Here is a 23683-nt window from a genome sequence, read left to right on the forward strand (position 1 = left end):
GCGAAGCTTTGGATGGTCGGGGTGTCGAGGGAACGGCGCGCGAGCGGCCCCCGGCGGGCGCAAGGCCCACCGCGCGCATGCCGGTGCAAGCAGGGGCGCTGTCAGTCGCGCTGGACGAGCGCAGGCGGAGTGGCGGAGTCCAGCACCGCCAGATCGCTTTCGTCCTTGAGTTCCACGCCCGTGAGCCCGCGGCGCAGAGACTCGCGCACGAGCCAGGCCAGCTTGAAGCCTGCTGCCGCATACGACAGGCCTTGCGGACGCACGTTGGAAATGCAGTTGCGCTGGGCGTCGTGGCGGCCACGGCGCGGGCCATGCGTGAGATAGATGCCCAGGCTGTCGGGCGAGGACAGGCCAGGGCGTTCGCCGATCAGGATGGCGGCCAGGCGTGCCCCGAATGCCTCGCCGATCTCGTCGGCGAGCGCGACGCGTGCCTGTGTGGCGATGACCACGGGCGCCAGCCGCAGCCCGGCTGCCAGCAACGGGCGCAGGGCAGCGAGCAGTGGCACGGCATGGCGCGCCACGGCCAGCGAGGACAGGCCGTCGCCGACCACGAGGCACAGGTCGCAGCCAGTGCCGGCTTCGGCGCGCAGGCGTTGCGCATCGTCCGCGTCCAGCTGGCGCCCGAGGTCGGGCCGGCGCAGGTAGGTGGCGCGGTCGCTGGCGCCGCTGTGCACGCTGCGGGTCTCCCAACCCTCGGCCCGCAATGCGCTGGCCAGGGCCTCGGTGTCCAGCGCGGCGTGGATGGCGTCGCGCGCCATCGCATGCGCCCAGCCGAAGCGCAGCGTCTCGTCCGTGGGCATGCCCTGGCCGGCCCGGCCCAGCGCGAGGCGTGCGGGCGTGGCGGCGCGCCATTCCTGCCAGGGGTCGTGGGTCACGCCGGTCGTGGGCGCGTTCATGCCTGCGCCTCCAGCGCCGCGAGGCCGCCCATGCCCTGCAGCAAGCGGGCGGCGGCGCCGGACAGGAGCCGCCCGTCGCCATCCGCCAGCTGCATGCGCGCGAGCCAGGCCTCGAACTCGGGTGCGCGCCTGAGGCCCATGGTCTCGCGCACGAACAGCGCGTCGTGGAAGGAGGTACTCTGGTAGTTCAGCATCACGTCGTCGGCGCCCGGCACGCCGATCACGAAGTTCACGCCGGCGGCGGCCAGCAGCACCAGCAGCGTGTCCATGTCGTCCTGGTCGGCTTCGGCGTGGTTGGTGTAGCAGATGTCGCAGCCCAGCGGCAGGCCCATGAGCTTGCCGCAGAAGTGGTCCTCCAGGCCGGCACGGATGATCTGCTTGCCGTCGTACAGGTACTCGGGGCCGATGAAGCCGACCACGGTGTTGACCAGCAGCGGCCGGTAGCGCCGCGCCAGTGCGTAGGCGCGGGCCTCGCAGGTCTGCTGGTCCACGCCGTGGTGGGCGTTGGCAGACAGCGCGCTGCCCTGGCCGGTCTCAAAGTACATGACGTTGTCCCCGAGCGTGCCGCGGCCCAGCGCGCGCGCGGCGGCGCAGGCCTCGTCCAGCAGTTCGGGCGTGACGCCGAAGGACAGGTTGGCCTGCTCGGTGCCGGCGATGGACTGGAACACGAGGTCGACCGGCGCGCCGGCTTCCATGAGCCGCAGCGTGTTGGTCACGTGCGTGAGCACGCAGCTTTGCGTGGGGATCTGGAAGCGCGCGATGACCTCGTCCAGCAGGTGCAGCAGGCGCCCCAGCACCGGCAGGCTGTCGGAGGCCGGGTTCAGGCCGATCACGGCGTCCCCGGCGCCGTAGAGCAGGCCGTCCAGCGTCGACGCCGCAACACCGCGCAGGTCGTCCGTGGGGTGGTTGGGTTGCAGCCGCACGGCCAGCCGGCCCGGCAAGCCGATGGTGTTGCGAAAGCGCGTGACGACGCGGCACTTGCGCGCCACGGCGATCAGGTCCTGGTTGCGCATGAGCTTGGAAACTGCCGCCACCATCTCGGGCGTGAGGCCGGGTGCCAGTGCCGCCAGGGTCGGGCCATCGACGGCGTCGGACAGCAGCCAGTCGCGCAGCGCGCCGACCGTGAGCGAGGCGACTGGCGCGAACGCCGCGGCATCGTGCGTGTCGATGATGAGCCGCGTGATGTTGTCGTCCTCGTAAGGGACCAGCGCTTCGTCGAGGAACTGCGTGAGCGGCGTGTCGGCCAGGACATGGCGCGCCGCCATGCGCTGCTGGGCCGTGGCCGCGCCGATGCCGGCCAGGTAGTCGCCCGAGCGCGCGGGGCTGGCGCAGGCCAGCACCTGGCGCAGGTCGTCGAACGCGAAGACCTGTTGGGCCAGCGTGGTGCGGTAGCGCATGTCAGTCGGTTCCGGAAAGCAGCTTATCGTGTGCCGCGGCGGCGCGCTGGTCGGCCGTCAGCCGGAAGTACGCGTAGGCCAAGGCCATCAGCACGCAGAACAGCACCGTCAGCAGGGTGTTGAACCAGACCATCGCGCCCAGGCAGACCAGGCCCAGCCCGAGCGCAATGGCCGGGAACACGGGATAGAACGGCGCACGGTAGGGCCGGTGCAGATGCGGCTCGCTGGTGCGCAGCTTGAACAGCGCGGCCATGGACACGAGGTACATGACGATGGCGCCCAGCACGGCCATGGTCACGATGTTGGCGGTCAGCGTCTGGCCGCCGAAGCTGATCCATTCGTCGCTGAAGATGGCGGCCACGCCGACCACGCCACCGGCGACAAGCGCGCGGTGCGGCGTGCCGAAGCGCGGGCTCAGTGCGGCGAAGTAGCGCGGCAGATAACCAGCGCGGGCCAGTGCGAAGATCTGGCGCGAGTAGCCCATGATGATGCCGTGGAAGGAGGCGATGAGCCCGAACAGCCCGATCCACACCATCATGTGCAGCCAGCCGCTGCTTGCGCCCACCACCACCTTCATGGCCTGCGGCAGCGGGTCGTTGATGTTGGCAAGCGTGCGCCAGTCGCCCACGCCGCCGGCGAACACCATCACGCCGAAGGCCAGCACGACCAGCGTGACGATGCCCGTGGTGTAGGCGACGGGAATCGTGCGGTGCGGGTCGCGCGCCTCCTCGGCGGCCATGGCCGCGCCCTCGATGGCCAGGAAGAACCAGATCGCGAACGGGATCGAGGCGAAGATGCCGGCGATGGCCTTGCCGTCCAGCACACTGCTGCCGGCCCAGCCATTGGCAACGAAGTTGGCCATGGACCAGCCTGGCGCAACCACACCCATGAACACCAGCAGCTCGAAGATGGCCAGCAGCGTGACGAACAGCTCGAAGGTGGCGGCGATGCTGACGCCCACCCAGTTCAGCGCGATGAAGACCACGTAGGCGCCCAGCGCGATCATCTTGGGGTCGACGCCCGGGAACTGCACGTTGAGGTAGGCGCCGATGGCCAGCGCGATGGCCGGCGGCGCGAACACGAACTCCACCAACGTGGCGAATCCGGCGATGAAGCCGGCGGTGGGACCGAATGCGCGCCGCGCATAGGCAAAGGGCCCGCCGGCGTGCGGGATGGCCGTGGACAGCTCGGTGAAGCTGAAGATGAAGGTGGTGTACATGGCTGCCACCAGCACCGTGGCGACCAGGAAGCCCAGCGTGCCGGCCGTGTTCCAGCCGTAGCTCCAGCCGAAGTACTCGCCAGAGATGACCAGCCCGACGGCGATGCCCCAGAGCTGCAGCGGTCCCAGGACCTTTTTGAGATGGCCCGAGGCGGGGGCGGCGGAGGAAGAGGAGGAGGGGATGGCACTCATCGCAGTGGCGCTCGACGCGGAGCAGGTGACGGGGATGCGCCGATTGCACCCGCGCCGCCGGGCAGCGGCTATCCGCTTTCGGAAAATCTGCGCCCTGCGGTCCGCAGCGCCGAGCGCTGGCGTGGCACCGGTCTTGCATATACGCTCGCATGGATCGCCTGGGAGAAGTGCGGATGCAGACAAGCCGACCCGCCATGGAGGCTGCCTACAGCGTGCGCCGCAGCGCCGATGTGGACGAGCACGCCGGTCACCTGTCCTCCTGGCGCCAGGAGTACGACCAGCTGTCGTGCGGCCATTTCACCGGAATGGTGCGCGAGCTCTGGCTGCATGCACCGCGCTTGCAGGTGTTCCACGAGTTCACGGACCAGCAGACCAGCCAGCGCTGCCGTCCCTGGTCGGGCTCCGTCTGGTTCGGCATTCCCGATGGGCTGGGCGAAGGCCTGGTGCATTTCTGCGGCCGGCTGCAGCCGGACGAGCGACCGCGCACCCTCATGGCCGCGCGGGCGGACGCCGGCTTTGCGCTGCGCACACCGCAGCGCTTCGGCATCTACGGCGTGGTGCTGGACGAAGAATGGCTCGCGGCCCGGTGCGACGCGCTGGGCCTGGCGCCGCTGCTGCAGGGGCGCCCCGAGGTCTGCGCAGCCCCGCTGTCGCCGCACCGGCATGTGGCGCTGTGCCAGACCATCGAGTCCATGCTGGCGCTGGGCGCCAGCGACGAGGCCGCCCAGCCCTGGGGGCTGCGCGCCATGCACATCCTGGGCGGGCAGTTGTTGCGGCTGCTGGGCCAGTGCTGCGACGACGCCGCCTTGCAGGGCCCGCCGGCCAGCGCGCAGCGGCGCCTGGCCCTGGTCATGGCCGCGCGCGACATGGCGGCCGAGCCGTTCAACCACCTGCTGTCGGTGGAGGATCTGTGCGCGCAGCTGCACCTGACGCCGCGCACGCTGCACAACCACTTCCTCGGCACCGTGGGCGTCTCGCCGGCGGAATTCCTGCGCTCGGTGCGGCTCAATGCCTGTCGGCGCCGGCTGCGCGGTACCTGCGCCGAGCAACTGCACGTGCAGGACGTGGCAGCGCAGTGGGGTTTCTTCCACATGGGCCGCTTTGCGCAGGCCTACAGGGAACTGTTCGGCGAGCTGCCTTCGCAGACGCTGCGCCTGTCGCGCCAGGCCGCGCCGCTCAGCGCGTGATGAGCCGATGCACCAGATCGGCCGTGGAGCCGGCGCCGTACTTGCGCATCACGCGCGCACGGTAGATCTCCACCGTGCGGTGGCTGATGCCAAGCACGCGGCCGATTTCCTTGGCCGTGAGGCCCTGCATGACCTGGGCCGCGATCTCGCGCTCGCGTGGCGTGAGACTGGCATGCACGCTGCGGCGCGCGCTCAGGTCCTCGAAGCTCCAGATGCCGGCGGCGTGCGGGGCCGTGCGGTCGAAGGCCCGGCCCGTCACGTGGCACCAGAAGGCCTCGCCCTTGAAGCGGCCGTCCACGCGCCGCATGATGCGGTCGTCTGCGTACAGGCCCTTGGCGTTCATGATGGGTGTGATGCGCTCGCCGGTGCGTTCGTACTCGTCGGCACTCGGGTAGAGCACGCGGAACGATTGGCCGACGAGCTGCTCGCGCGCCGCGCCGAACATCTCGCACAGGTGGCGGTTGCAGTCCACAATCGTCCGCTCGCGCGATACCACGAGCCCGATGGGCGCCAGATCGAAGGCCAGCCGGTAGTCGATGTCCATCGGGATTCTCATTAGGAAAAACTACGTACCTGGCTACGTAGTATCGTCCGCCCATCCGAATCCACAGGAGGCTCTCGTGAACAAAATCTATCCTTCCGCCGATGCGGCGCTGAAGGGCATCGTCCAGGACGGCCAGCTGCTGGCCGTGGGCGGTTTCGGCCTGTGCGGCATCCCCGAGGCGCTGATCGAGGCGCTCAAGGATTCCGGCGTCAAGAACCTGACCGTGATCTCCAACAACGCCGGTGTCGACGGCTTCGGCCTCGGCAAGCTGCTGGAGACGCGCCAGATCAAGAAGATGATCGCCAGCTACGTGGGCGAGAACAAGGAGTTCGAGCGCCAGTATCTGGCCGGCGAACTCGAGCTGGAATTCACGCCCCAGGGCACGCTGGCCGAGAAGCTGCGCGCCGGTGGCGCCGGCATCCCGGCCTTCTTCACCAAGACCGGTGTCGGCACCCAGGTGGCCGAAGGCAAGGAGCTGCGCGAGTTCGACGGCGAGACCTATGTGATGGAGCGCGCGCTGCTGCCCGAGGTCGCATTGGTCAAGGCCTATGCGGCCGACAAGTCCGGCAACCTGCAGTTCCGCCGCACCGCGCGCAACTTCAACCCGGCCGCCGCGATGGCCGGCAAGATCTGCGTGGTCGAGGTCGAGAAGATCGTCGAGACCGGCGAGATGGACCCGGACGCCGTGCACCTGCCCGGCATCTACGTGCACCGCATCGTGCTCAATGCCACGCCCGAGAAGCGCATCGAGAAGCGCACGCTGCGCGCCGCCGCGCCCGTCGATGTGGCAGCCGCCAAGGTCGAGGCCCAGGCCGTGATCGCCCAGGCCGCGGCCAGCGATGCACCCGTCAAGAACGAAAGCAAAGGAGCCTGACATGCCCTGGACCCAAGACCAGATGGCCGCGCGCGCGGCGCAAGAGCTCGAAGACGGCTTCTACGTGAACCTGGGCATCGGCATCCCGACCCTGGTGGCCAACTTCGTGCCGGCCGACAAGGAAGTCTGGCTGCAGAGCGAGAACGGCATGATGGGCATCGGCCCGTTCCCGACCGAGGACGAGGTCGACGCCGACCTCATCAACGCCGGCAAGCAAACCGTGACCACGCTGCCGGGCACTTCGATCTTCGGCAGCCACGAGAGCTTCGCGATGATCCGCGGCGGCAAGATCAACCTGTCCATCCTGGGTGCGATGCAGGTCAGCGAACGGGGCGACCTGGCCAACTGGATGATCCCGGGCAAGATGGTCAAGGGCATGGGCGGTGCCATGGACCTGGTGGCCGGCGTCAAGCGCGTGATCGTGTTGATGGAACACGTCGCGAAGAAGAAGGACGGCACCGAGGACCTCAAGATCCTGCCCAAGTGCACGCTGCCACTGACCGGCGTGGGCGTGGTCGACCGCATCATCACCGACCTGGCCGTCATGGACGTGACGCCCCAGGGCCTCAAGGTCGTGGAGATGGCGCCCGGCGTCACGCGCGAATCGCTGCAGGCCAAGACGGGCGTCAAGCTCATCTGAGCTTGTTCACCAAGGCGATCGCCGCCTTCGCGCCGCGGCTGCCGCTGGCCGTGGCCTACAGCGGCGGCGCCGATTCCTCCGCGCTGCTGCGCGCCTGCGTGGCGCGCTGGCCCGGCCAGGTGCGCGCCGTGCATGTGCACCATGGCTTGCAGGCCGCGGCCGACGACTTCGAAACCCATTGCCGAGACACCTGCGCCGCGCTCGGCGTGCCGCTGGCCGTGGCCCATGTGCAGGCGCGCCATGCACGCGGGCAGAGTCCGGAAGATGCTGCGCGGCGCGCCCGCTACACGGCGATCGCCGAAGTTGCCGCACGCGACTGGGGCGAGGGTGGCCCACGCGATGTGGCACTGGCCCAGCATGCCGACGACCAGGTCGAGACCATCGTGCTCGCGCTCTCGCGCGGTGCCGGCCTGCCGGGCCTGGCGGCCATGCCGGCGCAGTGGGAGCATGGCGGTCTGCGGTTTCACCGGCCGCTGCTGCAGGTGCCGGGCGCGGCACTGCGCGCCTGGCTGGCCGAGCAGGGCGCGGCCTGGATCGAAGACCCCAGCAATGCCGACACCGCTTACCTGCGCAACGGCATCCGCGCCGAGTTGCTGCCCGTGTTGGAGCGACTGTTCCCGGCTTTTCGCAGCACCTTCGCGCGCAGTGCGGCCCATGCGGCCGAGGCGCAGGAATTGCTGCGCGGCCTCGCCGAGCAGGACCTGCAGGCCACCGGCATGCCGCCCGCCATCGCCGCGCTGCAGGCGCTGCCGCGCGCGCGCCAGGCCAATGCACTGCGCCACTGGCTGGCCGAGGTGCATGGCACGGCGCCCAGTGCCGCGCAGCTGGCCGAGCTGCTGGACCAGATCGACGCCTGCCGCACGCGCGGCCACCGCCTGCATCTGAAGGTGGGGGCTGGTTTCGTGCGGCGCAGCGGCGCGTTGCTCGATTGGTACAATCCCGCGCTTTCGAGTTGACACACTGCAGGGGCGTCGCCGGCCGACAGCCGAGCCCGGACAAGGCGCCTCCTGCCACTATCCATGGCACTCATCGTTCATAAATACGGCGGCACGTCGATGGGCTCGACCGAGCGCATCCGCAACGTCGCCAAGCGCGTGGCCAAGTGGGCACGCGCCGGCCACCAGATGGTGGTGGTTCCCAGCGCCATGAGCGGGGAGACCAATCGGCTGCTGGGCCTGGCCAAGGAGCTGGCCCCGGCCAAGCCCGCCGACGCCTACCACCGCGAACTCGACATGCTGGCCGCCACCGGCGAGCAGGCCTCGTCCGCCCTGCTGGCGATCGCGTTGCAGTCCGAAGGCGTGCAGTCGGTCAGCTACGCGGGCTGGCAGGTGCCGATCCGCACCAACAGCGCCTATACCAAGGCCCGCATCGAGTCCATCGAGGACGACCGCGTGCGCGCCGACCTGCAGGCCGGCAAGGTCGTCATCGTCACGGGCTTCCAGGGCGTGGACGAGGACGACAACATCACCACGCTGGGCCGTGGCGGCAGCGACACCTCGGCCGTGGCCGTGGCCGCCGCGCTGAAGGCCCAGGAGTGCCTGATCTACACCGACGTGGACGGCGTCTACACCACCGACCCGCGTGTCGTGCCCGAGGCGCGCCGCCTGCAGACCGTCAGCTTCGAGGAGATGCTGGAGATGGCCTCCATGGGCTCCAAGGTGCTGCAGATCCGCTCCGTGGAGTTTGCCGGCAAGTACAAGGTGCCGCTGCGCGTGCTGTCCAGCTTCACGCCCTGGGACATCGATCTGGACGAGGAGTCCAAGTCGGGCACGCTGATCACTTTCGAGGAAGACGAACAAATGGAACAAGCCATCGTGTCGGGCATCGCGTTCAACCGCGACGAAGCCAAGATCTCCGTCCTGGGTGTGCCGGACAAGCCCGGCATCGCGTACCAGATCCTGGGCGCCGTGGCCGACGCCAACATCGAGGTCGACGTCATCATCCAGAACGTCAGCAAGGACGGCCGGACCGACTTCAGCTTCACCGTCCACCGCAACGACTATGCGAAGACGATCGACCTGCTGAAGGAAAAGGTCCTGCCCGGCCTGGGCGTGCAGGAAGTCGTGGGCGACGCCAAGATCTGCAAGGTCAGCATCGTGGGCATCGGCATGCGCAGCCATGTGGGCGTGGCCAGCAAGATGTTCCGCTGCCTGTCGGAAGAGGGCATCAACATCCAGATGATCTCCACCAGCGAGATCAAGACCTCGGTCGTGCTCGACGAGAAGTACATGGAACTCGCGGTGCGCGCATTGCACCGTGTTTTCGATCTGGACCAGCCCGCCGCGGCCTGATTCGCGCTGAATCCGTGCCATAATGGCGGGGTTTTCCAGGAAACGTGACCGAGTGGCCGAAGGTGCTCCCCTGCTAAGGGAGTATGGGGTGTAGAGCCTCATCGAGGGTTCGAATCCCTCCGTTTCCGCCAAACACCAAAAACGGGCCTTCAGGCCCGTTTTTCTTTGGTGCGTCCACATCACATCAACACCGCGTCGCGCGGCGCGCGCTACTCATCCGTGTTGAAGGGAAGGCCATGGCCGCGGCAGCGCTGTCGTCGACCCCCAGAGCAAACGCCGCAGAGATGGCGATCAGCGCGGCAGCGCCGAGCAGCGTGCGTTTGATGGATGGACTTCGGCTGGCTTGTCGCGCCGGCGGGCTTGGCGCGGCGAGCGCCTGCGCATTGCGTTGGAGCGGGTGAAGGGAATCGAACCCTCGTATGAAGCTTGGGAAGCTGCCGTTCTACCATTGAACTACACCCGCGCGGCGCGCATTCTACTGTGGCCGTTGGCCACTCCCGGCAGTGCGCCCGTCCAAAGGGCTGCCCAGATTCTCCAAGCCACTGTCCCAGCCAGAGTGGCCGGCGGCTTGCGCAGAACGCGCCGGCTGGGCGACGCCTCTGCGCCGCATGGCGACGGCGGAGCGTCAGCGACACACGGGCGACTGCGGTCAAGGCACTCTTGCGCAGCGGCAAGCGCCTGCAAGTCGACGAAGTGGCAGCGCATGCGCCGGGCGAGCAGAGCCGCGCGGCCGGTCGTGCGCTCATCCGAGCTGGCGCAAGGCCGCCGTCACCAGCACACCCAGCAGCACGCTGCCGAACTGGCCCGCGCGCAGCAACCAGGCCACCGCCACCGCGGCCAACCCGCCCAGCAGCGTGGGCTCCAGGCCGCGGCCGGCGGCGCCCACGACCGAGCTGGCCAGCATGCCCGCCAGCAGCGCTGCCGGCAGCGCGTCGATGAAGGCCGCCAGACCGGGCGGGAAGCTGCGCCCCTGCAGCAGCACCGGGCCGATAGCCTTGATCGCGTAGTTGATCGCCGCGAACGCCAGCACGGTCCACAGCATGCTGCTCATGGCGCGGCCCTACGGCGCAACAGGGCGGGCAGGGCGGCGGCGCTGGCGGCCATCACGGCCACGCCGGGCGGCACCAGCCAGCACATGCTGGCCGTGACAAGTACGGCCAGCACCACGGTGCCGCGACGCCTGGACTCGGTGCGCACGATGTCCAGCACGAACACCAGGAAGAAGCCCGGGAAGACCAGGTCCAGGCCGATTGCGCGCGCCAGAGCGGGTTCGGGCGCAAGGTAGGCGCCGATGGCGGTGCCGGCCACCCAGGCCGGCCACTGCACCAGCGTGGCGCCCAGCATCTTGGCGCGGTCCACGCTGCCGTCGGGTGCGCGCGCGGCGGCCCAGGATGCATCGACCACCGCCTGGGCCTCCAGCGAGCGGCGCCAGGCCCCGCCCTTGAATTCGGAGGTCAGCGCCATCGGGATGAAGCGCAGATTGATCAGCGTGGCGGCGCCGAGTGCGGCCGACATGCCGCCGCCGGCGAAGGCCATGACCAGCGCGAACTGCGCGCCGCCCGCGAACACGATGGCCGACATCAGCGTGGCCAGCCAGGCCGGCCAGCCCTGGGCGACAGCGGCGGCGCCAAAGCCCACGGCGAGCGCGAACGCGCCCACGCCGAAACCCGCACCCACCGCGAAACCCGCGCGCCAGCCGCCGCCGGATGCGGTGGTCCTGCCTGCCTCCATGCCTTCTCCCCCGAAATCTGGAGCCGCAAATCTAGCAGGGCGAGCACAGGCGACACGCCACGCGGCGCCCGGCCCGCAGAATGCGGCGCGCATTCCAGGGGAGACACCATGCACGTACCACCCGAGGCCTTGCGCGGCGGCACCGTCGCCGACCTCATCGTCACCGCCATCGCGAAGTACCCGGAGCGGGCGGCCTTCGCCAACGACGAGGCCACCGTCCACTATGCCGAACTGGGCCGGACGATCAGCCGCATCGCCCAGCATTTCGACCGCCTGGGACTGCGCCCCGGCGACACCGTGGCCCAACTGGCCGTGAACCGCTGGGAGGTGTTCGCGGTGGTCGCGGCCGTCTACCTGCGCGGGCTGCGCTCGGTCACGCTGCACGCGCTGGGCAGCGAGGCCGACCACGCCTACATCCTCGCCCACAGCGGGGCCCGCACCGTCGTCGTCGACAGCTACCACCAGGCGCGCGGCCAGGCGCTGCGCGCTCAGTGCGGCCGGGTGCAGACCTGGCTATCCATGGGCGCCATCGACGGTTTCGACGACCTGCTGCAGGCGGTGCAGGACTTCGCCCCGCAGCCGCTCGTGCCCTGCGGCGACGCCGAGACCATCGTGCGCCTGGCCTACACCGGCGGCACCACGGGCCGGCCCAAGGGCGTGATGCTGAGCAACCGCGCGCTGGCCACCAACGCGCTGCTGGACCTGGCCGTCAAGGACTGGCCGCATGAGGTGCGCTATGTGTGCCCGGCCCCGATCTCGCATGGCGGCGGCTCGCTCGTGGTGCCCACGCTGGTGCGCGGCGGCTGCGTGACGCTGCTGCGCGGCTTCTCGGCCAACGGCTTCGTGGACGCCGTGGCCAGGTACCGCTGCAACCTGTCCTGGTTGGTGCCGACCATGCTTTACGCACTGCTGGACAGCCCGCGCGTGCGCGAAGTGGACTGGGCCGCCTTTCACACGCTGATCTACAGCGCCGCGCCGGCCGCGCCGGCGCGCATCCGCCAGGCGCTGGACATCTGCGGCCCGGTGCCGGTGCAAAGCTATGGGCAGACCGAATCGCCCAACGACATCCTGCTGCTGGACCGGCACGACCATGCGCGGCTCACGGACGCCCAGCTCACGGCCGCGGGCCGGCCTTATCCGCTCATGCAGGTGGCGCTGCTCGACGCGCAGGGCGCGCCCGTGGCCGACGGCGCGCGTGGCGAGATCTGCGTGCGCGGCCCGCTCGTGATGGCGGGCTACCTGGACAACCCGGCCGAGACCGCCGCCGCGCTGGCCGGCGGTTGGCTGCACACGGGCGACGTGGCCTGCAAAGGGGCCGACGGCCTGTACTACATCGTCGACCGCATGAAGGACGTGATCATCTCGGGCGGCTTCAACGTCTACCCCAAGGAGATCGAGGATGCGCTGTGCGCGCAGCCCGGCGTGGCGGCGGCGGCGGTGATCGGCATTCCCGACGAGAAATGGGGCGAGCTGGTCATGGCCTATGTGCAGGCCAAGCCTGGCACGCAACCGTCGGCAGATGCGCTGGTGGCGGCCGTGCGCGAGGCCAAGGGGGCGGTGGCCGCGCCCAAGCGCGTGGACTTCATCGATGCGCTGCCGCAGACCGCATTGGGCAAGATCGACAAGAAGGCGCTGCGTGCCCGGCACTGGGCTGCCGCTGGGCGCGCGGTGGGCTGAGCTGGAGCGCGCCGGCCGCTTCAATCGTGCATGTGCTCCGTCACGAACTGGCGGAACAGCTGCAGGGATGGACTCTCGGTGCGCCCGGCCAGCGTGATCAGGGCGAACAGCCCCTTGGCACCAAAGACCGGGCGCACCGGCAGTTCCACCAGTTCCCCCGACACGAGGCCCTGCCGCGCCGCGGCAACGATGCCGAAGAAGACCACATCGGTCTGGCGCACCGTCGCGATCAGGCTGTCCATCTCCTCGCAGCGCAGGCCCACCGCCGTATTCGGGTTGGCGCGCGGCCCGTATTGCCGCATCAGCTGGTTGCCGATTTCGTCTGTCAACGTGGTCGACGCGATGGGGTAGGGCAGGATGTCGTCGAAGCTGTAGGCGTCCGCTCCGCGCGCCAGCAGCGGGTGGCCGCTGCGGCAGATGAAGCCGGCACGCAATTCAGCCACCATCTCGACCACCAGGTCGTCCGCCGGCGGGACGGCGCGCCGGTCGATCACGAGCGCGTCGGCCGCGCGCGCGCGCAAGTGGCCCAGTTGCAGATCCAGTGCGCCGCGCATGATGTTGACCGGTACCTGGGGGTGGAGCCTGGCCATGTGCACCATGAACGGCGTCATCAGCACGGCCGCAGGCCCTGAACCCAGGCCGATGCGGATCGGCCCGCCATTGCCCTTCTTGGCCATGTCCACGCTGCGCCGCAGCTCCTCGGCGCCGAAGAGCAGCTGGCGCGCGCGCGCCGCCACCGTCTCGCCCAGCGGCGTGAGCTCATTGCGCCGGCCCATGCGGTCGATCAGCTTGGCACCCAGCACTTCTTCGAGCAGCCGGATGCTGCGGCTCAGCGCCGGCTGCGTGATGTGCAGCCGCAGCGCGGCCCGGCTGAAGGAGCGCGCATCGGCAACGGCGAGCAAATGTTCGAGCTGCTTGAGGTTCATGCGCCAACTAGAAGTTTTTTTTCTGGGAAGGAGAAAAACAATGCATTGGACAGATGGGTGTGGGGATTTCTACCATGGTCTCATACCGTTATTTATGTGTACAAAATGTACATGAAGATGCAAGAATAAAAGTTGCATTCAATCCGTGGCGGTATGAAAAGGAGAAACCAGCCATGCCTCATCCCTTGATCGACAGCATCACAGCCCATGCCCAGATGTTCGTGAAGCTGCGCCGCGAGCTGCAGTCGTCCGGCGAACGCGCCCCGGCGGACCTGCACACCAGCGACCTCGTGGCGGGACGCCTGGAGCAGTGGGGTTACAAGGTGGACCGCGGGCTGGGCGGCAGCAGCATCGTGGCCCAGCTGCGGCGTGGCAAGGGCACCAAACGCCTGGGCCTGCGCGCGGACATGGGGGCGCTGCCGATGCAGCCCGGCTCGGCCGGAAGCCAGTTCGGCCACACCGCCATGCTGCTTGCTGCGGCCCACTACCTGGCGCGCCAGGGTGACTTCAGCGGCACGCTGAACCTGGTCTTCCAGAGCACAGACCAAACCGAGGGTGGGGCCCGCCGCATGGTGGCCGATGGCCTGTTCGACCAATTCCCCTGCGATGCCATCTTCGCGATGCACAGCGCGGCCCGCCATCCGCAAGGCCGGCTGCTGCTGCGCGACGGGCCGGCCATGGCCTCGCACGACGAGGTGTCCATCACGCTGCACGGCGACGCGCCGCATGGTGCGGCCGATCCTGTGGTGGCAGGTGCGGCCATCGTGATGGGACTGCAGAGCATTGCGGCGCACACCGACGCGCAGCAGCTGGTGGCGGTCCAGATCAGCGGCTTCGAAGCCAGGGCCGTTGCACAGGCCGTGGCGCCCAACGCGACGCTGCAACTCGGCGTGCGGGCGCTCGACCCGGCCGTGCGCGACAACCTGCAACGCCGCGTCACCGCGTTGACCGAACTGCAAGCGCTCAGCTACGGGGTGCAAGCCACGGTCGACTACCGGCGGCAAGCGCCGGTGCTGGTCAACAGCCCTCTGGAGACGGAGTTTGCGCGCCAGCTGGCCATGGAACTGCTCGGTCCAGGCCAGGTGGAACTGCAGGTGCCCGCGTTTGCAGGCCGCGACGACTTCGCGTTCATGCTGGAGCAGGTGCCGGGCAGCTACCTGCTGCTGGGCAACGGCGACGGCCCGGCGCAGGACTTCAACGAAGCCAACTTGCCGATCGGCGCCGCCTACTGGGCCATGCTGGCCCAGTGCTACCTGCACGGCAGCTGATCAGACCCGCTCGAACACGGCGGCGATGCCCTGGCCGCCGCCGATGCACATCGTGACCAGCGCATAGCGACCACCCACGCGCTGCAACTCGTACAGCGCCTTGACGGTGATCACGGCGCCGGTGGCGCCGATCGGGTGGCCCAGCGAGATGCCCGAGCCGTTCGGATTCACCTTGGCCGGGTCCAGGCCCAGGTCCTTGGTGACGGCGCAGGCCTGGGCCGCGAAGGCCTCGTTGGCCTCGATCACGTCCAGGTCCGAGACCTTCAGGCCCAGCTTCTCCAGCAGCTTCTTGCTGGCCGGCACCGGGCCGATGCCCATGTACTTGGGGTCCACGCCGGCATGGGCGTAGCCGACCAAACGTGCCAAGGGCACCAGGCCACGCGCCTTGGCCACCGAGGCTTCCATCAGCACCACGGCGGCGGCCGCATCGTTCAGGCCCGAAGCATTGCCGGCCGTGACCGTGCCGTTCTCCTTCACGAACACGGGCTTGAGCTTGGCCATGTCTTCCACGGTCGCGTCGGCGCGGAAGTGCTCGTCGGTGTCGAACACCACGTCGCCCTTGCGGCCCTTGGAGACCACCGGGACGATCTGCTCCTTGAAGTAGCCCGCGGCGCTCGCCTTTGCGGCGCGGCGGTGGCTTTCCACGGCCAGGCCGTCCTGGTCGGCGCGCGTGATGCCCCACTTGGCGGCGATGTTCTCGGCCGTCACGCCCATGTGGATGGTGTGGAAGGGGTCGTGCAGCGCGCCGACCATCATGTCCACGAGCTTGGTGTCGCCCATGCGGGCACCCCAGCGCGCGTTGAGCGAGGCGTAGGGTGCGCGGCTCATGCTCTCGGCCCCGGCGCCGATGGCGATGTCGGTATCGCCCAGCAGGATGGACTGCGCGGCCGAGACGATGGCCTGCAGGCCCGAGCCGCACAGGCGGTTGACGTTGAAAGCCGGCGTGTCCTCGCTGCAGCCGCCTTCGAGCGCGGCCACACGCGAGAGGTACATGTCGCGCGGCTCGGTGTTGACCACGTGGCCGAACACCACGTGGCCCACGTCCTTGCCTAGGGCGTTGGCGCGCGCCAGCGATTCGCGCACGACCAGCGCACCCAGCTGCGTGGGTGGCACGTCCTTGAGGCTGCCCCCGAAAGTACCGATGGCGGTGCGCACACCGCTGACGACGACGACTTCACGACCCATGTTGTTGCTCCTGAAGGGAAGAAAAAATTCGCCGGCAATCTTCCCATGCGGATCGCCGGCCCGGTGTCACCGAGCTGCCAAAGGTAACAATTCAGTGCACGCCGTGCACGTGCCGTCGCCGTGCCTGTACGGCGGGCAGCGGTTCTTCGGCCAGGCTTTTGAGGATGCCGCAGTCGCCCGTCGCCTGGGCCGCCTGGCACTGGCTGCGCAGCGCCTTGAGCTGACGCTCCAGCGCGCGCAACTCGCGGATGCGCTGCGCCACATGGCCGATGTGGGCGTCCAGCAGCGCATTGACGCCACCGCAGTCGCCGCCCGGCGCGTCCTGGAACTGCAGCAGCGTGCGGATCTCGTCCAGCGCCATGTCCAGTGCGCGGCAATGCCGGATGAAGGACAGGCGCTGCACATGGCTCTCGGCGTAGTCGCGGTAGTTGCCCTCGGTGCGTGGCGCGGTCGGCAGCAGCCCGGCGCGCTCGTAGTAACGGATGGTTTCCACCGGTGTGTCGGTGGCTGCGGCCAGTTGTCCGATCTTCATGGCGCTTGACTCTACAGTGGCTTCAGGGTTTCCAATGCCTGCAACCGAGGAAAGACACCGCATGAAGCATTGCTGTTCAGAACCCGTGCCGCAGGCGCAGACCGTCCACACAGGCCACCACCACACTCCTGGCCAGGCGCATGGCCACGAGGACCACGACCACCACGACGAGGGTGAGGGAGGCCACCTGCACGACCACGACCATGGCGCAGGCCCGGGCGTGGGCCGCCTGGGCGCAGCGCTGGCCCTGGCCATCGCGGCCGAGCTGGTGCATTTCATGGCCGGCGATGCGCTGTGGTCCAAAGGGCTGGGCCTGGCCGTGGCCGCTGCGGCCATCGGCCTGTCGGGCATGGAGACTTACACCCAGGGCTTCGCCGCGCTGCGCCGCGGCCGGCTCAACATCAACGCGCTCATGAGCGTGGCCGTCACAGGCGCCTTCCTGATCGGCCAATGGCCCGAGGCCGCCATGGTCATGGCGCTGTACGCGATCGCCGAACTCATCGAAGGCCGCGCGGCCGACCGTGCCCGCAACGCCATTGCCGGTCTGCTGGCGCTGGCGCCCGAGCAGGCCGACGTGCTCCAGGCCGATGGCAGCTGGCGCGCGCAACCCGCGGCCGAGGTGCCGCTCGGCGCCGTCGTGCGCATCCGCCCCGGCGAGCGCGTACCGCTGGACGGCACCGTCACCGAGGGCCGCAGCAGCATCGACCAGTCTCCGGTCACGGGCGAGAGCCTGCCGGTCGACAAGGGCCCGGGCGACACCGTGTTCGCCGGCACCGTCAACGCCGAGGGCGCACTGCAGTTCCGCGTGACGGCCGCGGCCGGCAACACCACGCTGTCCCGCATCATCCACGCGGTGGAGCAGGCCCAGGCCACGCGCGCGCCCACGCAGCGCTTCGTCGACCGCTTCGCCGCCGTCTACACGCCGGCCGTGTTCGTGCTGGCCCTGGCCGTTGCACTGGGCGGGCCCTTGCTGTTCGGCATCGCCTGGCTGGACGCCGTCTACAAGGCGCTGGTGCTGCTGGTCGTGGCCTGCCCCTGCGCGCTGGTGATCGCCACGCCCGTCACCGTGGTCAGCGCGCTGGCCGCGGCCGCGCGGCGCGGCATCCTGGTCAAGGGCGGCAGCCATCTGGAGAACGCGCGGCTCATCAAGGCCATCGCGCTGGACAAGACCGGCACCATCACGGCCGGCAAGCCGCAGCTGGTGCACTGGGAAGCCCTGGGTACGGACGGCGACGCGCTGGCCGGCCTGGCCGCCGCACTGGCTGCACGGTCGGACCACCCGGTCTCGCGCGCGATCGTGCAGGGGATCGACGCGGCGCAGCTGCCCGTCGATGGCTTCCGCGCATTGCCCGGCCGCGGCGTGCAGGGCCGCGTCAACGGTCGCGAACTCGTGCTGGGCAACCACCGGCTCATCGAAGAACGCGGCCAGTGCAGCGCGGAATTGGAAGCCCTGCTGCGCACGCACGAGGAGCAGGGCCGCACGCTCACGCTGCTGGCCGATGCCGGCGGCGTGCTGGCGCTGTTCGCCGTGGCCGACACCATCAAGGACAGCTCGCGCGAAGCGGTTGCCGAACTCCAGCGCCTGGGCGTGGTGCCCGTCATGCTGACCGGCGACAACCTCGCCACCGCGCAGACCGTGGCGCGCCAGGCCGGCATCGCCGAGGTGCAGGGCAACCTGCTGCCCGAGGACAAGCTGGCCGCCATCGAGGCCCTGCAACAGCGCCATGGCGCCACCGCCATGACGGGCGACGGCATCAACGATGCACCGGCGCTTGCGCGCGCCGAGATCGGCTTCGCCATGGGCGGCGCCGGCACCGACGTGGCCATGGAGGCGGCCGACGTCGTCATCATGAACGACGACCTGCGCCGCATTCCCGAGACCATCCGGCTGTCGCGCAGCACGCATGGCGTGCTGTGGCAGAACATCGTGCTCGCGCTGGGCATCAAGTCGGTGTTCATGGTGTTGGCGCTGCTGGGCACGGCGACGATGTGGATGGCCGTGTTCGCCGACATGGGGGCCACGCTGCTGGTGGTGGCCAACGGGCTGCGCCTGCTGCGCGCACGCCAGGGCTGATTCAACCTAGATTCGGCAGTTGGATGCGCCCGAGGGCGCCGTGATCGGCGTGCCATGCAAGGCGCGACGACGCCGCGCACTTCCGTGCGCAAGGAGGAGCAACGCCGCATGGCGCGGCGAGCGCAGTGCCGGCGGGGGCATAGCGTCCTCACCCGGAAGGTGCGGCTCGTCGAAGCCACAAATCCCGTGTCCACGCGGCCTGCATGGCGGCCGCGAGCGGTCAACTGCCCAATCTAGGTTCAACCGGCTTCGCGCTCCAGCACGAGCGCGAACAGCTCGTTGCGGAAGTGGATGCCCAGCCGCGCGAACGCGCGGTTGCGGTAGGTCTTGACGGTGGGCAGCGACAGCGCGAGGTCGGCCGCGATGCCGTCCTGCGTCATGCCGCGCAGGAGCCGCGTGCAGACGTCGAGCTCGCGCAGCGTGAGTTCGTCGTTGAGTTGCAGCAGGCGCTGGCGCAAGGCCTCGGGCGAGCGCTGCGGCTGCGGTGCCGGCCCGCGCAGCGCGACCTGTTTGCGCGCCAGCGCCAGCAGCGCGGGCGCCAGCTGCTCGAAGTCGCCGATCTGCGCATCGCTGAGAGCGCACTGGTGTGCGTGCCTGTAGAAGTTGACGGCGAACAGCGCATCGTCCTCGCCGTGCTGCACGATGGACACGCGCTCGGCCATGCCATGGGCCTCGTAGACGCGGGCGCGGTGCTCGTTCGGCACCTCGCGTGCCGTGATGTGGCACAGCTGGGTGCGCCGGCCCGGGCCGTCGTCGAAACGCAGGCTGCGGTCCTCGCGCACGGGCCCCGACAGGTAGGCGTTCCAGCAGGCGCGCGTGGTGTCGGGAATGCCCAGGCTGGCCGACAAGTACAGCCGCGGCGCGCAGCCCGGCCCCACCTGGTAGACCGACCACGAGGCGGCTGGCAGGGTGGGGTGCAGGCGCTCCAGCAGCCGTGCGCCGAAATCGTCCTCCCCCAGCAGCTCGACCATGGCGCCCACCGCCGGACCGATGCCGGCCGGCGGGCTGCCTGGTTGCCAGGCCGCGGGGGCCCATTTGCGCATGCGTGGTCTCCTGGTTCTCCCGTCATCCTCAGGGATGACAGCCGCCAACGCAGGGCGGATTTACGCTAGTCCGCGATTGTCACCGCTTTGACGCACACCATGGAACCCGACGCGATCCCCATTCCCCAACTGCGCTTCTTCGCCGGCTTGTCGGTCGAAGTGGCCGAGCCCCAGCAGGTCGGCGCCGTCCCGCACGGCGTGCGCCGCGTGATCCCCATCCTGGGCGGCCAGGCCCAGGGCGAGGGCTGGCGCGGCCGCGTGCTGCCCGGCGGCGCCGACTTCCAGCTCATCGTGCACGCCGGCTATGCCGAGCTCGACGCGCGCTACGTGCTGGAGATCGACGGCGGCGACCTCGTCTTCGTGCAGAACCAGGCCGTGCGCAGCGGCCCGCCGGAACTCATGCAGCGCATCGCGCGCGGCGAGCCGGTGGACCCGGGTCACATCTACTTCCGCTGCCAGCCGCGCTTCGAGACCGCGTCGAAGGCGCTGGGCTGGATCAACGAGCGCCTGTTCGTGGGCGCCGGCGCGCGCCACCCCGACAAGGTCGTGATGCGCTTCTTCGCGCTCGACTGAATCCCCACCATCCCCAGGAGACATGCCATGAACTTCACCCGCCGCCTGGCGCTGTGCGCCGCCGCGCTCGTTCCCTTCGCCGCCCCGGCGCAAGCGCCTTCCTATCCCAACAAGCCCGTGCGCATCATCGTCGGCTTTCCGGCCGGCACCGGCCCCGACATCGTGGCGCGGCTGCTCGCGCAGAAGCTGTCCGAGGGCTGGGGCAACCTGGGCGTGATCGTGGACAACAAGCCCGGCGCGGCCGGCCTGATCGCTGCGTCCGAGGCCGCGCGCGCCGCGCCCGACGGCTACACGCTGATGCTGGGCGAGACCGGCCAGCTCGCCATCGCGCCCAGCAGCTACAACAAGCTGCCTTACGACCCGGCCAAGGATTTCGTGCCGGTCTCGCAGGTCGTGACGGCCGACTTCATCCTGCTCGTGAACCCGCAAAAGGTGCCGGCGAAGAACGTCAAGGAGTATGTGGACTGGACGCGCCAGCAAAAGGGCATGTTCATGGCCACCTTCGGGGCCGGCACGCCAGGCCATTTCGGCGCCTTCATGTTCGGCGATGCGGTCGGCATCAAGCCCGAGCCTGTGCACTACAAGTCCACGGGCGACGCCATGAGCGGCATCTTCGGCGGCGACGTCTCTGGCGTGTTCGCCAGCGCGGGGCTGGCCGCGCCCAACGTCAAGTCCGGCAAGCTCGTCGCGTTGGCCAGCACCGGTGCGCAGCGCACGGCTGTCTTGCCCGAGGTGCCGACCTTCAAGGAGCAGGGCTACGCCAACCTGGAATTCAACTCCTGGTTCGGCATCGTCGCCCCGGCGAAGACGCCGCCCGAGATCGTTGCCAAGCTCAACGCCGACATCGTGCGCGCCATGCGCTCGCCGGACGGGCAAAAGAAGATGGAAGACGCGGGCTTCCATGTCACCGGCACGACGCAGCAGGACTTCGCCGCGCTGATCGCCGCGGACACGGCCAAGTGGGGCAAGGCGGTCGCCGCGACGGGCTTCAAGGCCGATTGACACACCACCAAGAGGAGACAAGCAGATGAAGAACACAGCCATCGTCTTTCCGACGTCCGCGCTCGCCCTGGCGGTGCTGGCCGGTTGCGGCAGCGGCGACGACAACGCGCGGCTCGAACTGGACGCCAAGGCGGCAGAGGCGGTCTGCGCCGAGATGGTCACCCAGTCCGGTCTGCCGGCCACGACGCTCACGACGCGCTACGTGCCAGCAGGCACGCGCCGTCCCGGCACGCTGACCACCGGCGACTTCCTGGGCGGCCACTGCGTGGTGACCGGCAGCCGCGACGCGCGCACCGGCGTCGATGGCAAACCCTATGCGATCGGCTTCGAGCTCAGCCTTCCGGACCGCTGGAACGGCCGCTTCCTGTACCTGGGCGGTGGCGGCAACGACGGCACGCTGCGCGACACCTCGTTGTCGTCCACCATCTCCAACGGCACGCCTTCGCCGCTGGGGCAGGGCTACGCGGTGGTGTCTGCCGATGCCGGTCACCAGGGCTCGAGCGCGAGCTTCGGTGCCGATCCACAGGCGCGCATCGACCATGCCTACAACGCGCACGACAAGACCGCGCAATCGGCCAAGGCCCTCACCGCATGGCGCTATGGCAAGGCGCCGAACTACGCCTACTTCTCGGGCTGCTCGGGCGGCGGGCGCCAGGGCATGATGTTCTCGCAGCGCTTCCCGAGCTACTTCGACGGCATCACGGCCGGCGCGCCGGCCATGCGCGTGTCCAGCGGCGCCACGGTGGCCGCCATGTGGAACAACCGCAAGTTCACCGACATCGCGCCGTTGGGCACCGACGGCAAGCCCGTGTTGTCGCAAGCCTTCTCCAATGGCGATCTGAACCTCGTGGCGGACGCGGTGCTGGCGGCCTGCGACGCCGGCGACGGCGTGGTCGACGGCATGGTGCAGAACACCCGGGCCTGCAGCTTCGACCCGGCCGTGCTGCAGTGCGCGGGCGCCAAGACCGACAGCTGTCTGAGCGCGGCCCAGGTTGGCGCGCTCAAGGACGTGTTCGGCGGCCCCAAGACCTCCGCCGGCCAGCCCCTGTACGTGACCCAGCCCTGGGACGCGGGCATCCGCAACGCCGGCTGGCGTGCCTGGACGCTGGGCAGCTCGACCACGTCCACGCCCAACTCGGCCTACAACACCTTGATGCTGGACGCGCTGCGCAACGAATTCTTCACGCCGCCCGCCCCGGGCTTCGATGCGCTGGCCTTCAACTTCGACACCGATCCAGCGCGCATGCAGGCCTTCTCCGAGGTCTACGACACCTACCGCGACGACCGGCTGACCGCTTTCAAGGCGCGCAAGGGCAAGCTGATGTTCATCCACGGCATGTCCGACCCGATCTTCTCGGCCGACGAGGTGGTGGAGTACTACGAACGCCTGGCGGCCAACAACGGCGGCATCGCGGCGACGCAGGACTTCGCACGCACCTACCTGGTGCCGGGCATGACCCACTGCTCGGGCGGCCCGGCCACCGACACCTACGACTCGCTGCAGGCCATGGTCGACTGGGTGGAGAAGGGCGTCGCGCCCGAGAGCATCGCCGCACGGGCCAACGCCAGCAACGCCTACTTCCCGAACCGCACACGGCCGCTGTGCGCCTATCCCAAGTTCGCCAGGTACAAGGGCACGGGCAGCATCGAGGACGCGGCCAACTTCAGCTGCGAGGCGAGCTGAGCCGGGCAGGGCGGCGCGTGCCCTAAGATGCGCCGCCCATGACAGCCGCCAAGCCCGCCATCCCCTCGCACCGCAAGAGCGTGCGTGCCGTCAAGCCCGAGGGCCAGTGGCACCACGGCAACCTGCGCGAATCGCTGATCCAGTGGGGCACGCACCTGCTGGACACCGAGGGCAGCGAGGCCATGAGCCTGCGCGCCACGGCCAAGCTCGCCGGCGTCTCGCAGGGCGCGCCGGCCCACCATTTCGGCGACAAGAACGGCCTGCTGGCCGCCATCGCGGCGCAAGGCTTCCGCGACCTGGTGGCGCAGCGCCAGCGCCGGCTCGCCACCGTCGACCCCTCCGATGGCCCTGGCCAGCTGCGCGCGGTGCTGCTGACCTACATCGCGTTCGCCCAGGCCCATCCGGCGCGCTTTCAGCTCATGTTCGGCCCGCTGCTGGGCCGGCGCGACGACTACCCCGAACTCGTGGAGGCCGGCACGGCCTCGTTCGCCATGCTGCGCAGCGTGGTGCTGCCGCTGCTGCCCTCGCCGCGTGCCGACACGCTGAGCGAGGACGAGGTGGCCAACATCGTCTGGGCCGCCGCGCACGGCCTGGCCACCCTGCGCATGCATGGGCGCGGCGCGCCCATCCGCACCGGCCCGCGTCAGAACACCGAGCAGATCGGCGAAGCCCTGGTGCGCTTTTGCCTGCTGGCCATCGCCGGCCTGGCGACCGAAGCCCGCTGACACCTTGGCGACTTGCGGCGCGG

22 protein-coding genes and 2 tRNA genes are annotated in these 23683 nt (G+C 69.6%); 13 read left to right on the forward strand and 11 right to left on the reverse strand.

Going from position 1 to position 23683, the window contains the following annotated elements:
* Window positions 1-101 precede the first annotated feature (101 nt).
* Genes eutC through eat form a run of 3 tightly spaced genes read right to left on the reverse strand, consistent with a single transcriptional unit; the run spans window position 102 to window position 3704 of the window.
* Window positions 102-896, reverse strand: coding sequence for an ethanolamine ammonia-lyase subunit EutC (gene eutC, locus ASF45_RS22540; RefSeq protein WP_056668214.1), 795 nt, complete (start codon window positions 894-896; stop codon window positions 102-104).
* On the reverse strand, window positions 893-2293 hold the full coding sequence (locus tag ASF45_RS22545) for an ethanolamine ammonia-lyase subunit EutB (protein WP_056668217.1): 1401 nt from the start codon (window positions 2291-2293) through the stop codon (window positions 893-895). Before ASF45_RS22545 ends, eutC begins: the two co-directional genes overlap by 4 nt.
* Window position 2294: 1 nt before the next feature.
* Window positions 2295-3704 carry an ethanolamine permease gene (gene eat / locus ASF45_RS22550; protein ID WP_056668221.1) on the reverse strand — a complete coding sequence of 470 codons (1410 nt, stop codon included), beginning with the start codon at window positions 3702-3704 and terminating at the stop codon, window positions 2295-2297.
* Window positions 3705-3898: 194 nt separating this feature from the next.
* On the opposite strand from eat, the gene ASF45_RS36965 reads away from it, so the two are divergent.
* Window positions 3899-4891 carry a helix-turn-helix domain-containing protein gene (locus tag ASF45_RS36965; protein ID WP_304440570.1) on the forward strand — a complete coding sequence of 331 codons (993 nt, stop codon included), beginning with the start codon at window positions 3899-3901 and terminating at the stop codon, window positions 4889-4891.
* On the opposite strand, the gene ASF45_RS22560 is transcribed toward ASF45_RS36965, so the two are convergent.
* Window positions 4881-5435 (reverse strand): PAS and helix-turn-helix domain-containing protein, encoded by a 555-nt coding sequence (locus ASF45_RS22560; protein WP_056668233.1) that lies wholly within the window; start codon window positions 5433-5435, stop codon window positions 4881-4883. The genes ASF45_RS36965 and ASF45_RS22560 overlap by 11 nt on opposite strands.
* Window positions 5436-5511: 76 nt before the next feature.
* Here ASF45_RS22560 and ASF45_RS22565 point away from each other — a divergent pair, with 76 nt between their 5' ends.
* The 5 genes from ASF45_RS22565 (at window position 5512) to ASF45_RS22585 (ending at window position 9371) form a co-directional block, all read left to right on the forward strand.
* Window positions 5512-6309: a CoA transferase subunit A gene (locus ASF45_RS22565; protein WP_056668235.1), complete on the forward strand. Its 798-nt coding sequence runs from the start codon at window positions 5512-5514 to the stop codon at window positions 6307-6309.
* 1 nt (window position 6310) lies between these two features.
* Window positions 6311-6949, forward strand: a complete 639-nt coding sequence (locus tag ASF45_RS22570; protein WP_056668238.1) for a CoA transferase subunit B — start codon at window positions 6311-6313, stop codon at window positions 6947-6949.
* 2 nt (window positions 6950-6951) lie between these two features.
* Window positions 6952-7905 carry a tRNA lysidine(34) synthetase TilS gene (gene tilS / locus ASF45_RS22575; RefSeq protein WP_369802157.1) on the forward strand — a complete coding sequence of 318 codons (954 nt, stop codon included), beginning with the start codon at window positions 6952-6954 and terminating at the stop codon, window positions 7903-7905.
* A 63-nt stretch (window positions 7906-7968) separates the two neighbouring features.
* Entirely contained in the window at window positions 7969-9240 is a 1272-nt protein-coding gene (locus ASF45_RS22580) for an aspartate kinase (RefSeq protein WP_056668239.1), read from the forward strand.
* A 38-nt stretch (window positions 9241-9278) separates the two neighbouring features.
* Window positions 9279-9371, forward strand: a tRNA-Ser gene (locus ASF45_RS22585).
* Window positions 9372-9629: 258 nt separating this feature from the next.
* Here the strand turns inward: ASF45_RS22585 and ASF45_RS22590 are convergent.
* From ASF45_RS22590 to ASF45_RS22600, 3 genes are all read right to left on the reverse strand, one after another.
* Window positions 9630-9703 (reverse strand) — tRNA-Gly (locus ASF45_RS22590).
* 279 nt (window positions 9704-9982) lie between these two features.
* On the reverse strand, window positions 9983-10291 hold the full coding sequence (locus ASF45_RS22595) for an AzlD domain-containing protein (RefSeq protein ID WP_056668242.1): 309 nt from the start codon (window positions 10289-10291) through the stop codon (window positions 9983-9985).
* Window positions 10288-10971 (reverse strand): AzlC family ABC transporter permease, encoded by a 684-nt coding sequence (locus ASF45_RS22600; RefSeq protein WP_056668245.1) that lies wholly within the window; start codon window positions 10969-10971, stop codon window positions 10288-10290. The genes ASF45_RS22595 and ASF45_RS22600 overlap by 4 nt, the downstream gene beginning before the upstream one ends.
* A 108-nt stretch (window positions 10972-11079) precedes the next feature.
* Here ASF45_RS22600 and ASF45_RS22605 point away from each other — a divergent pair, with 108 nt between their 5' ends.
* Entirely contained in the window at window positions 11080-12648 is a 1569-nt protein-coding gene (locus tag ASF45_RS22605; RefSeq protein WP_056668249.1) for an AMP-binding protein, read from the forward strand.
* Window positions 12649-12668: 20 nt separating this feature from the next.
* Here ASF45_RS22605 and ASF45_RS22610 read toward each other — a convergent pair whose 3' ends face one another.
* A complete protein-coding gene (locus ASF45_RS22610) occupies window positions 12669-13574 on the reverse strand; it encodes a LysR family transcriptional regulator (RefSeq protein WP_056668252.1) in 906 nt (301 codons plus the stop codon).
* Between the two features lie 173 nt (window positions 13575-13747).
* Here ASF45_RS22610 and ASF45_RS22615 point away from each other — a divergent pair, with 173 nt between their 5' ends.
* Window positions 13748-14842 (forward strand): amidohydrolase, encoded by a 1095-nt coding sequence (locus ASF45_RS22615; RefSeq protein WP_056668255.1) that lies wholly within the window; start codon window positions 13748-13750, stop codon window positions 14840-14842.
* Here ASF45_RS22615 and bktB read toward each other — a convergent pair whose 3' ends face one another.
* Window positions 14843-16027, reverse strand: a complete 1185-nt coding sequence (gene bktB, locus ASF45_RS22620; RefSeq protein WP_056668258.1) for a beta-ketothiolase BktB — start codon at window positions 16025-16027, stop codon at window positions 14843-14845. It abuts the gene before it with no gap.
* 91 nt (window positions 16028-16118) lie between these two features.
* Window positions 16119-16559 carry a Cd(II)/Pb(II)-responsive transcriptional regulator gene (gene cadR, locus ASF45_RS22625; RefSeq protein WP_056668262.1) on the reverse strand — a complete coding sequence of 147 codons (441 nt, stop codon included), beginning with the start codon at window positions 16557-16559 and terminating at the stop codon, window positions 16119-16121.
* A 61-nt stretch (window positions 16560-16620) separates the two neighbouring features.
* Between cadR and ASF45_RS22630 the strand changes: the two genes are divergently transcribed.
* A complete protein-coding gene (locus tag ASF45_RS22630; protein ID WP_235581002.1) occupies window positions 16621-18633 on the forward strand; it encodes a cation-translocating P-type ATPase in 2013 nt (670 codons plus the stop codon).
* 239 nt (window positions 18634-18872) lie between these two features.
* Here the strand turns inward: ASF45_RS22630 and ASF45_RS22635 are convergent, their stop codons facing one another.
* Entirely contained in the window at window positions 18873-19676 is an 804-nt protein-coding gene (locus tag ASF45_RS22635) for a helix-turn-helix transcriptional regulator (RefSeq protein ID WP_235581003.1), read from the reverse strand.
* Between the two features lie 99 nt (window positions 19677-19775).
* Here ASF45_RS22635 and ASF45_RS22640 point away from each other — a divergent pair, with 99 nt between their 5' ends.
* Genes ASF45_RS22640 through ASF45_RS22655 form a run of 4 tightly spaced genes read left to right on the forward strand, consistent with a single transcriptional unit; the run spans window position 19776 to window position 23660 of the window.
* Window positions 19776-20249 carry a DUF3237 domain-containing protein gene (locus ASF45_RS22640; RefSeq protein WP_056668265.1) on the forward strand — a complete coding sequence of 158 codons (474 nt, stop codon included), beginning with the start codon at window positions 19776-19778 and terminating at the stop codon, window positions 20247-20249.
* 27 nt (window positions 20250-20276) lie between these two features.
* A complete protein-coding gene (locus tag ASF45_RS22645; protein ID WP_056668268.1) occupies window positions 20277-21251 on the forward strand; it encodes a tripartite tricarboxylate transporter substrate binding protein in 975 nt (324 codons plus the stop codon).
* A gap of 25 nt (window positions 21252-21276) precedes the next feature.
* The gene (locus ASF45_RS22650) at window positions 21277-22935 is read left to right on the forward strand and encodes a DUF6351 family protein (RefSeq protein WP_056668271.1); all 1659 of its coding nucleotides are present in this window, start codon (window positions 21277-21279) and stop codon (window positions 22933-22935) included.
* Between the two features lie 38 nt (window positions 22936-22973).
* Window positions 22974-23660: a TetR/AcrR family transcriptional regulator gene (locus tag ASF45_RS22655; RefSeq protein ID WP_056668275.1), complete on the forward strand. Its 687-nt coding sequence runs from the start codon at window positions 22974-22976 to the stop codon at window positions 23658-23660.
* Window positions 23661-23683 lie beyond the last annotated feature (23 nt).

This window comes from Pseudorhodoferax sp. Leaf265, from assembly GCF_001422365.1.
GTDB lineage: Bacteria > Pseudomonadota > Gammaproteobacteria > Burkholderiales > Burkholderiaceae_C > Pseudorhodoferax.

Bases quoted from the DNA above. Each gene is read 5' to 3' on its own strand.
- ASF45_RS22655 (WP_056668275.1), top strand. From the start codon at position 22,974: ATGACAGCCGCCAAGCCCGCCATCCCCTCGCACCGCAAGAGCGTGCGT.
- ASF45_RS22605 (WP_056668249.1), top strand. From the start codon at position 11,080: ATGCACGTACCACCCGAGGCCTTGCGCGGCGGCACCGTCGCCGACCTC.
- ASF45_RS22570 (WP_056668238.1), top strand. From the start codon at position 6,311: ATGCCCTGGACCCAAGACCAGATGGCCGCGCGCGCGGCGCAAGAGCTC.
- ASF45_RS36965 (WP_304440570.1), top strand. From the start codon at position 3,899: ATGGAGGCTGCCTACAGCGTGCGCCGCAGCGCCGATGTGGACGAGCAC.
- ASF45_RS22645 (WP_056668268.1), top strand. From the start codon at position 20,277: ATGAACTTCACCCGCCGCCTGGCGCTGTGCGCCGCCGCGCTCGTTCCC.
- ASF45_RS22615 (WP_056668255.1), top strand. From the start codon at position 13,748: ATGCCTCATCCCTTGATCGACAGCATCACAGCCCATGCCCAGATGTTC.
- ASF45_RS22635 (WP_235581003.1), bottom strand. From the start codon at position 19,676: ATGCGCAAATGGGCCCCCGCGGCCTGGCAACCAGGCAGCCCGCCGGCC.
- ASF45_RS22640 (WP_056668265.1), top strand. From the start codon at position 19,776: ATGGAACCCGACGCGATCCCCATTCCCCAACTGCGCTTCTTCGCCGGC.
- bktB (WP_056668258.1), bottom strand. From the start codon at position 16,027: ATGGGTCGTGAAGTCGTCGTCGTCAGCGGTGTGCGCACCGCCATCGGT.
- ASF45_RS22600 (WP_056668245.1), bottom strand. From the start codon at position 10,971: ATGGAGGCAGGCAGGACCACCGCATCCGGCGGCGGCTGGCGCGCGGGT.
- eat (WP_056668221.1), bottom strand. From the start codon at position 3,704: ATGAGTGCCATCCCCTCCTCCTCTTCCTCCGCCGCCCCCGCCTCGGGC.
- ASF45_RS22580 (WP_056668239.1), top strand. From the start codon at position 7,969: ATGGCACTCATCGTTCATAAATACGGCGGCACGTCGATGGGCTCGACC.
- ASF45_RS22630 (WP_235581002.1), top strand. From the start codon at position 16,621: ATGAAGCATTGCTGTTCAGAACCCGTGCCGCAGGCGCAGACCGTCCAC.
- cadR (WP_056668262.1), bottom strand. From the start codon at position 16,559: ATGAAGATCGGACAACTGGCCGCAGCCACCGACACACCGGTGGAAACC.
- eutC (WP_056668214.1), bottom strand. From the start codon at position 896: ATGAACGCGCCCACGACCGGCGTGACCCACGACCCCTGGCAGGAATGG.
- ASF45_RS22560 (WP_056668233.1), bottom strand. From the start codon at position 5,435: ATGGACATCGACTACCGGCTGGCCTTCGATCTGGCGCCCATCGGGCTC.
- ASF45_RS22595 (WP_056668242.1), bottom strand. From the start codon at position 10,291: ATGAGCAGCATGCTGTGGACCGTGCTGGCGTTCGCGGCGATCAACTAC.
- ASF45_RS22650 (WP_056668271.1), top strand. From the start codon at position 21,277: ATGAAGAACACAGCCATCGTCTTTCCGACGTCCGCGCTCGCCCTGGCG.
- ASF45_RS22545 (WP_056668217.1), bottom strand. From the start codon at position 2,293: ATGCGCTACCGCACCACGCTGGCCCAACAGGTCTTCGCGTTCGACGAC.
- ASF45_RS22610 (WP_056668252.1), bottom strand. From the start codon at position 13,574: ATGAACCTCAAGCAGCTCGAACATTTGCTCGCCGTTGCCGATGCGCGC.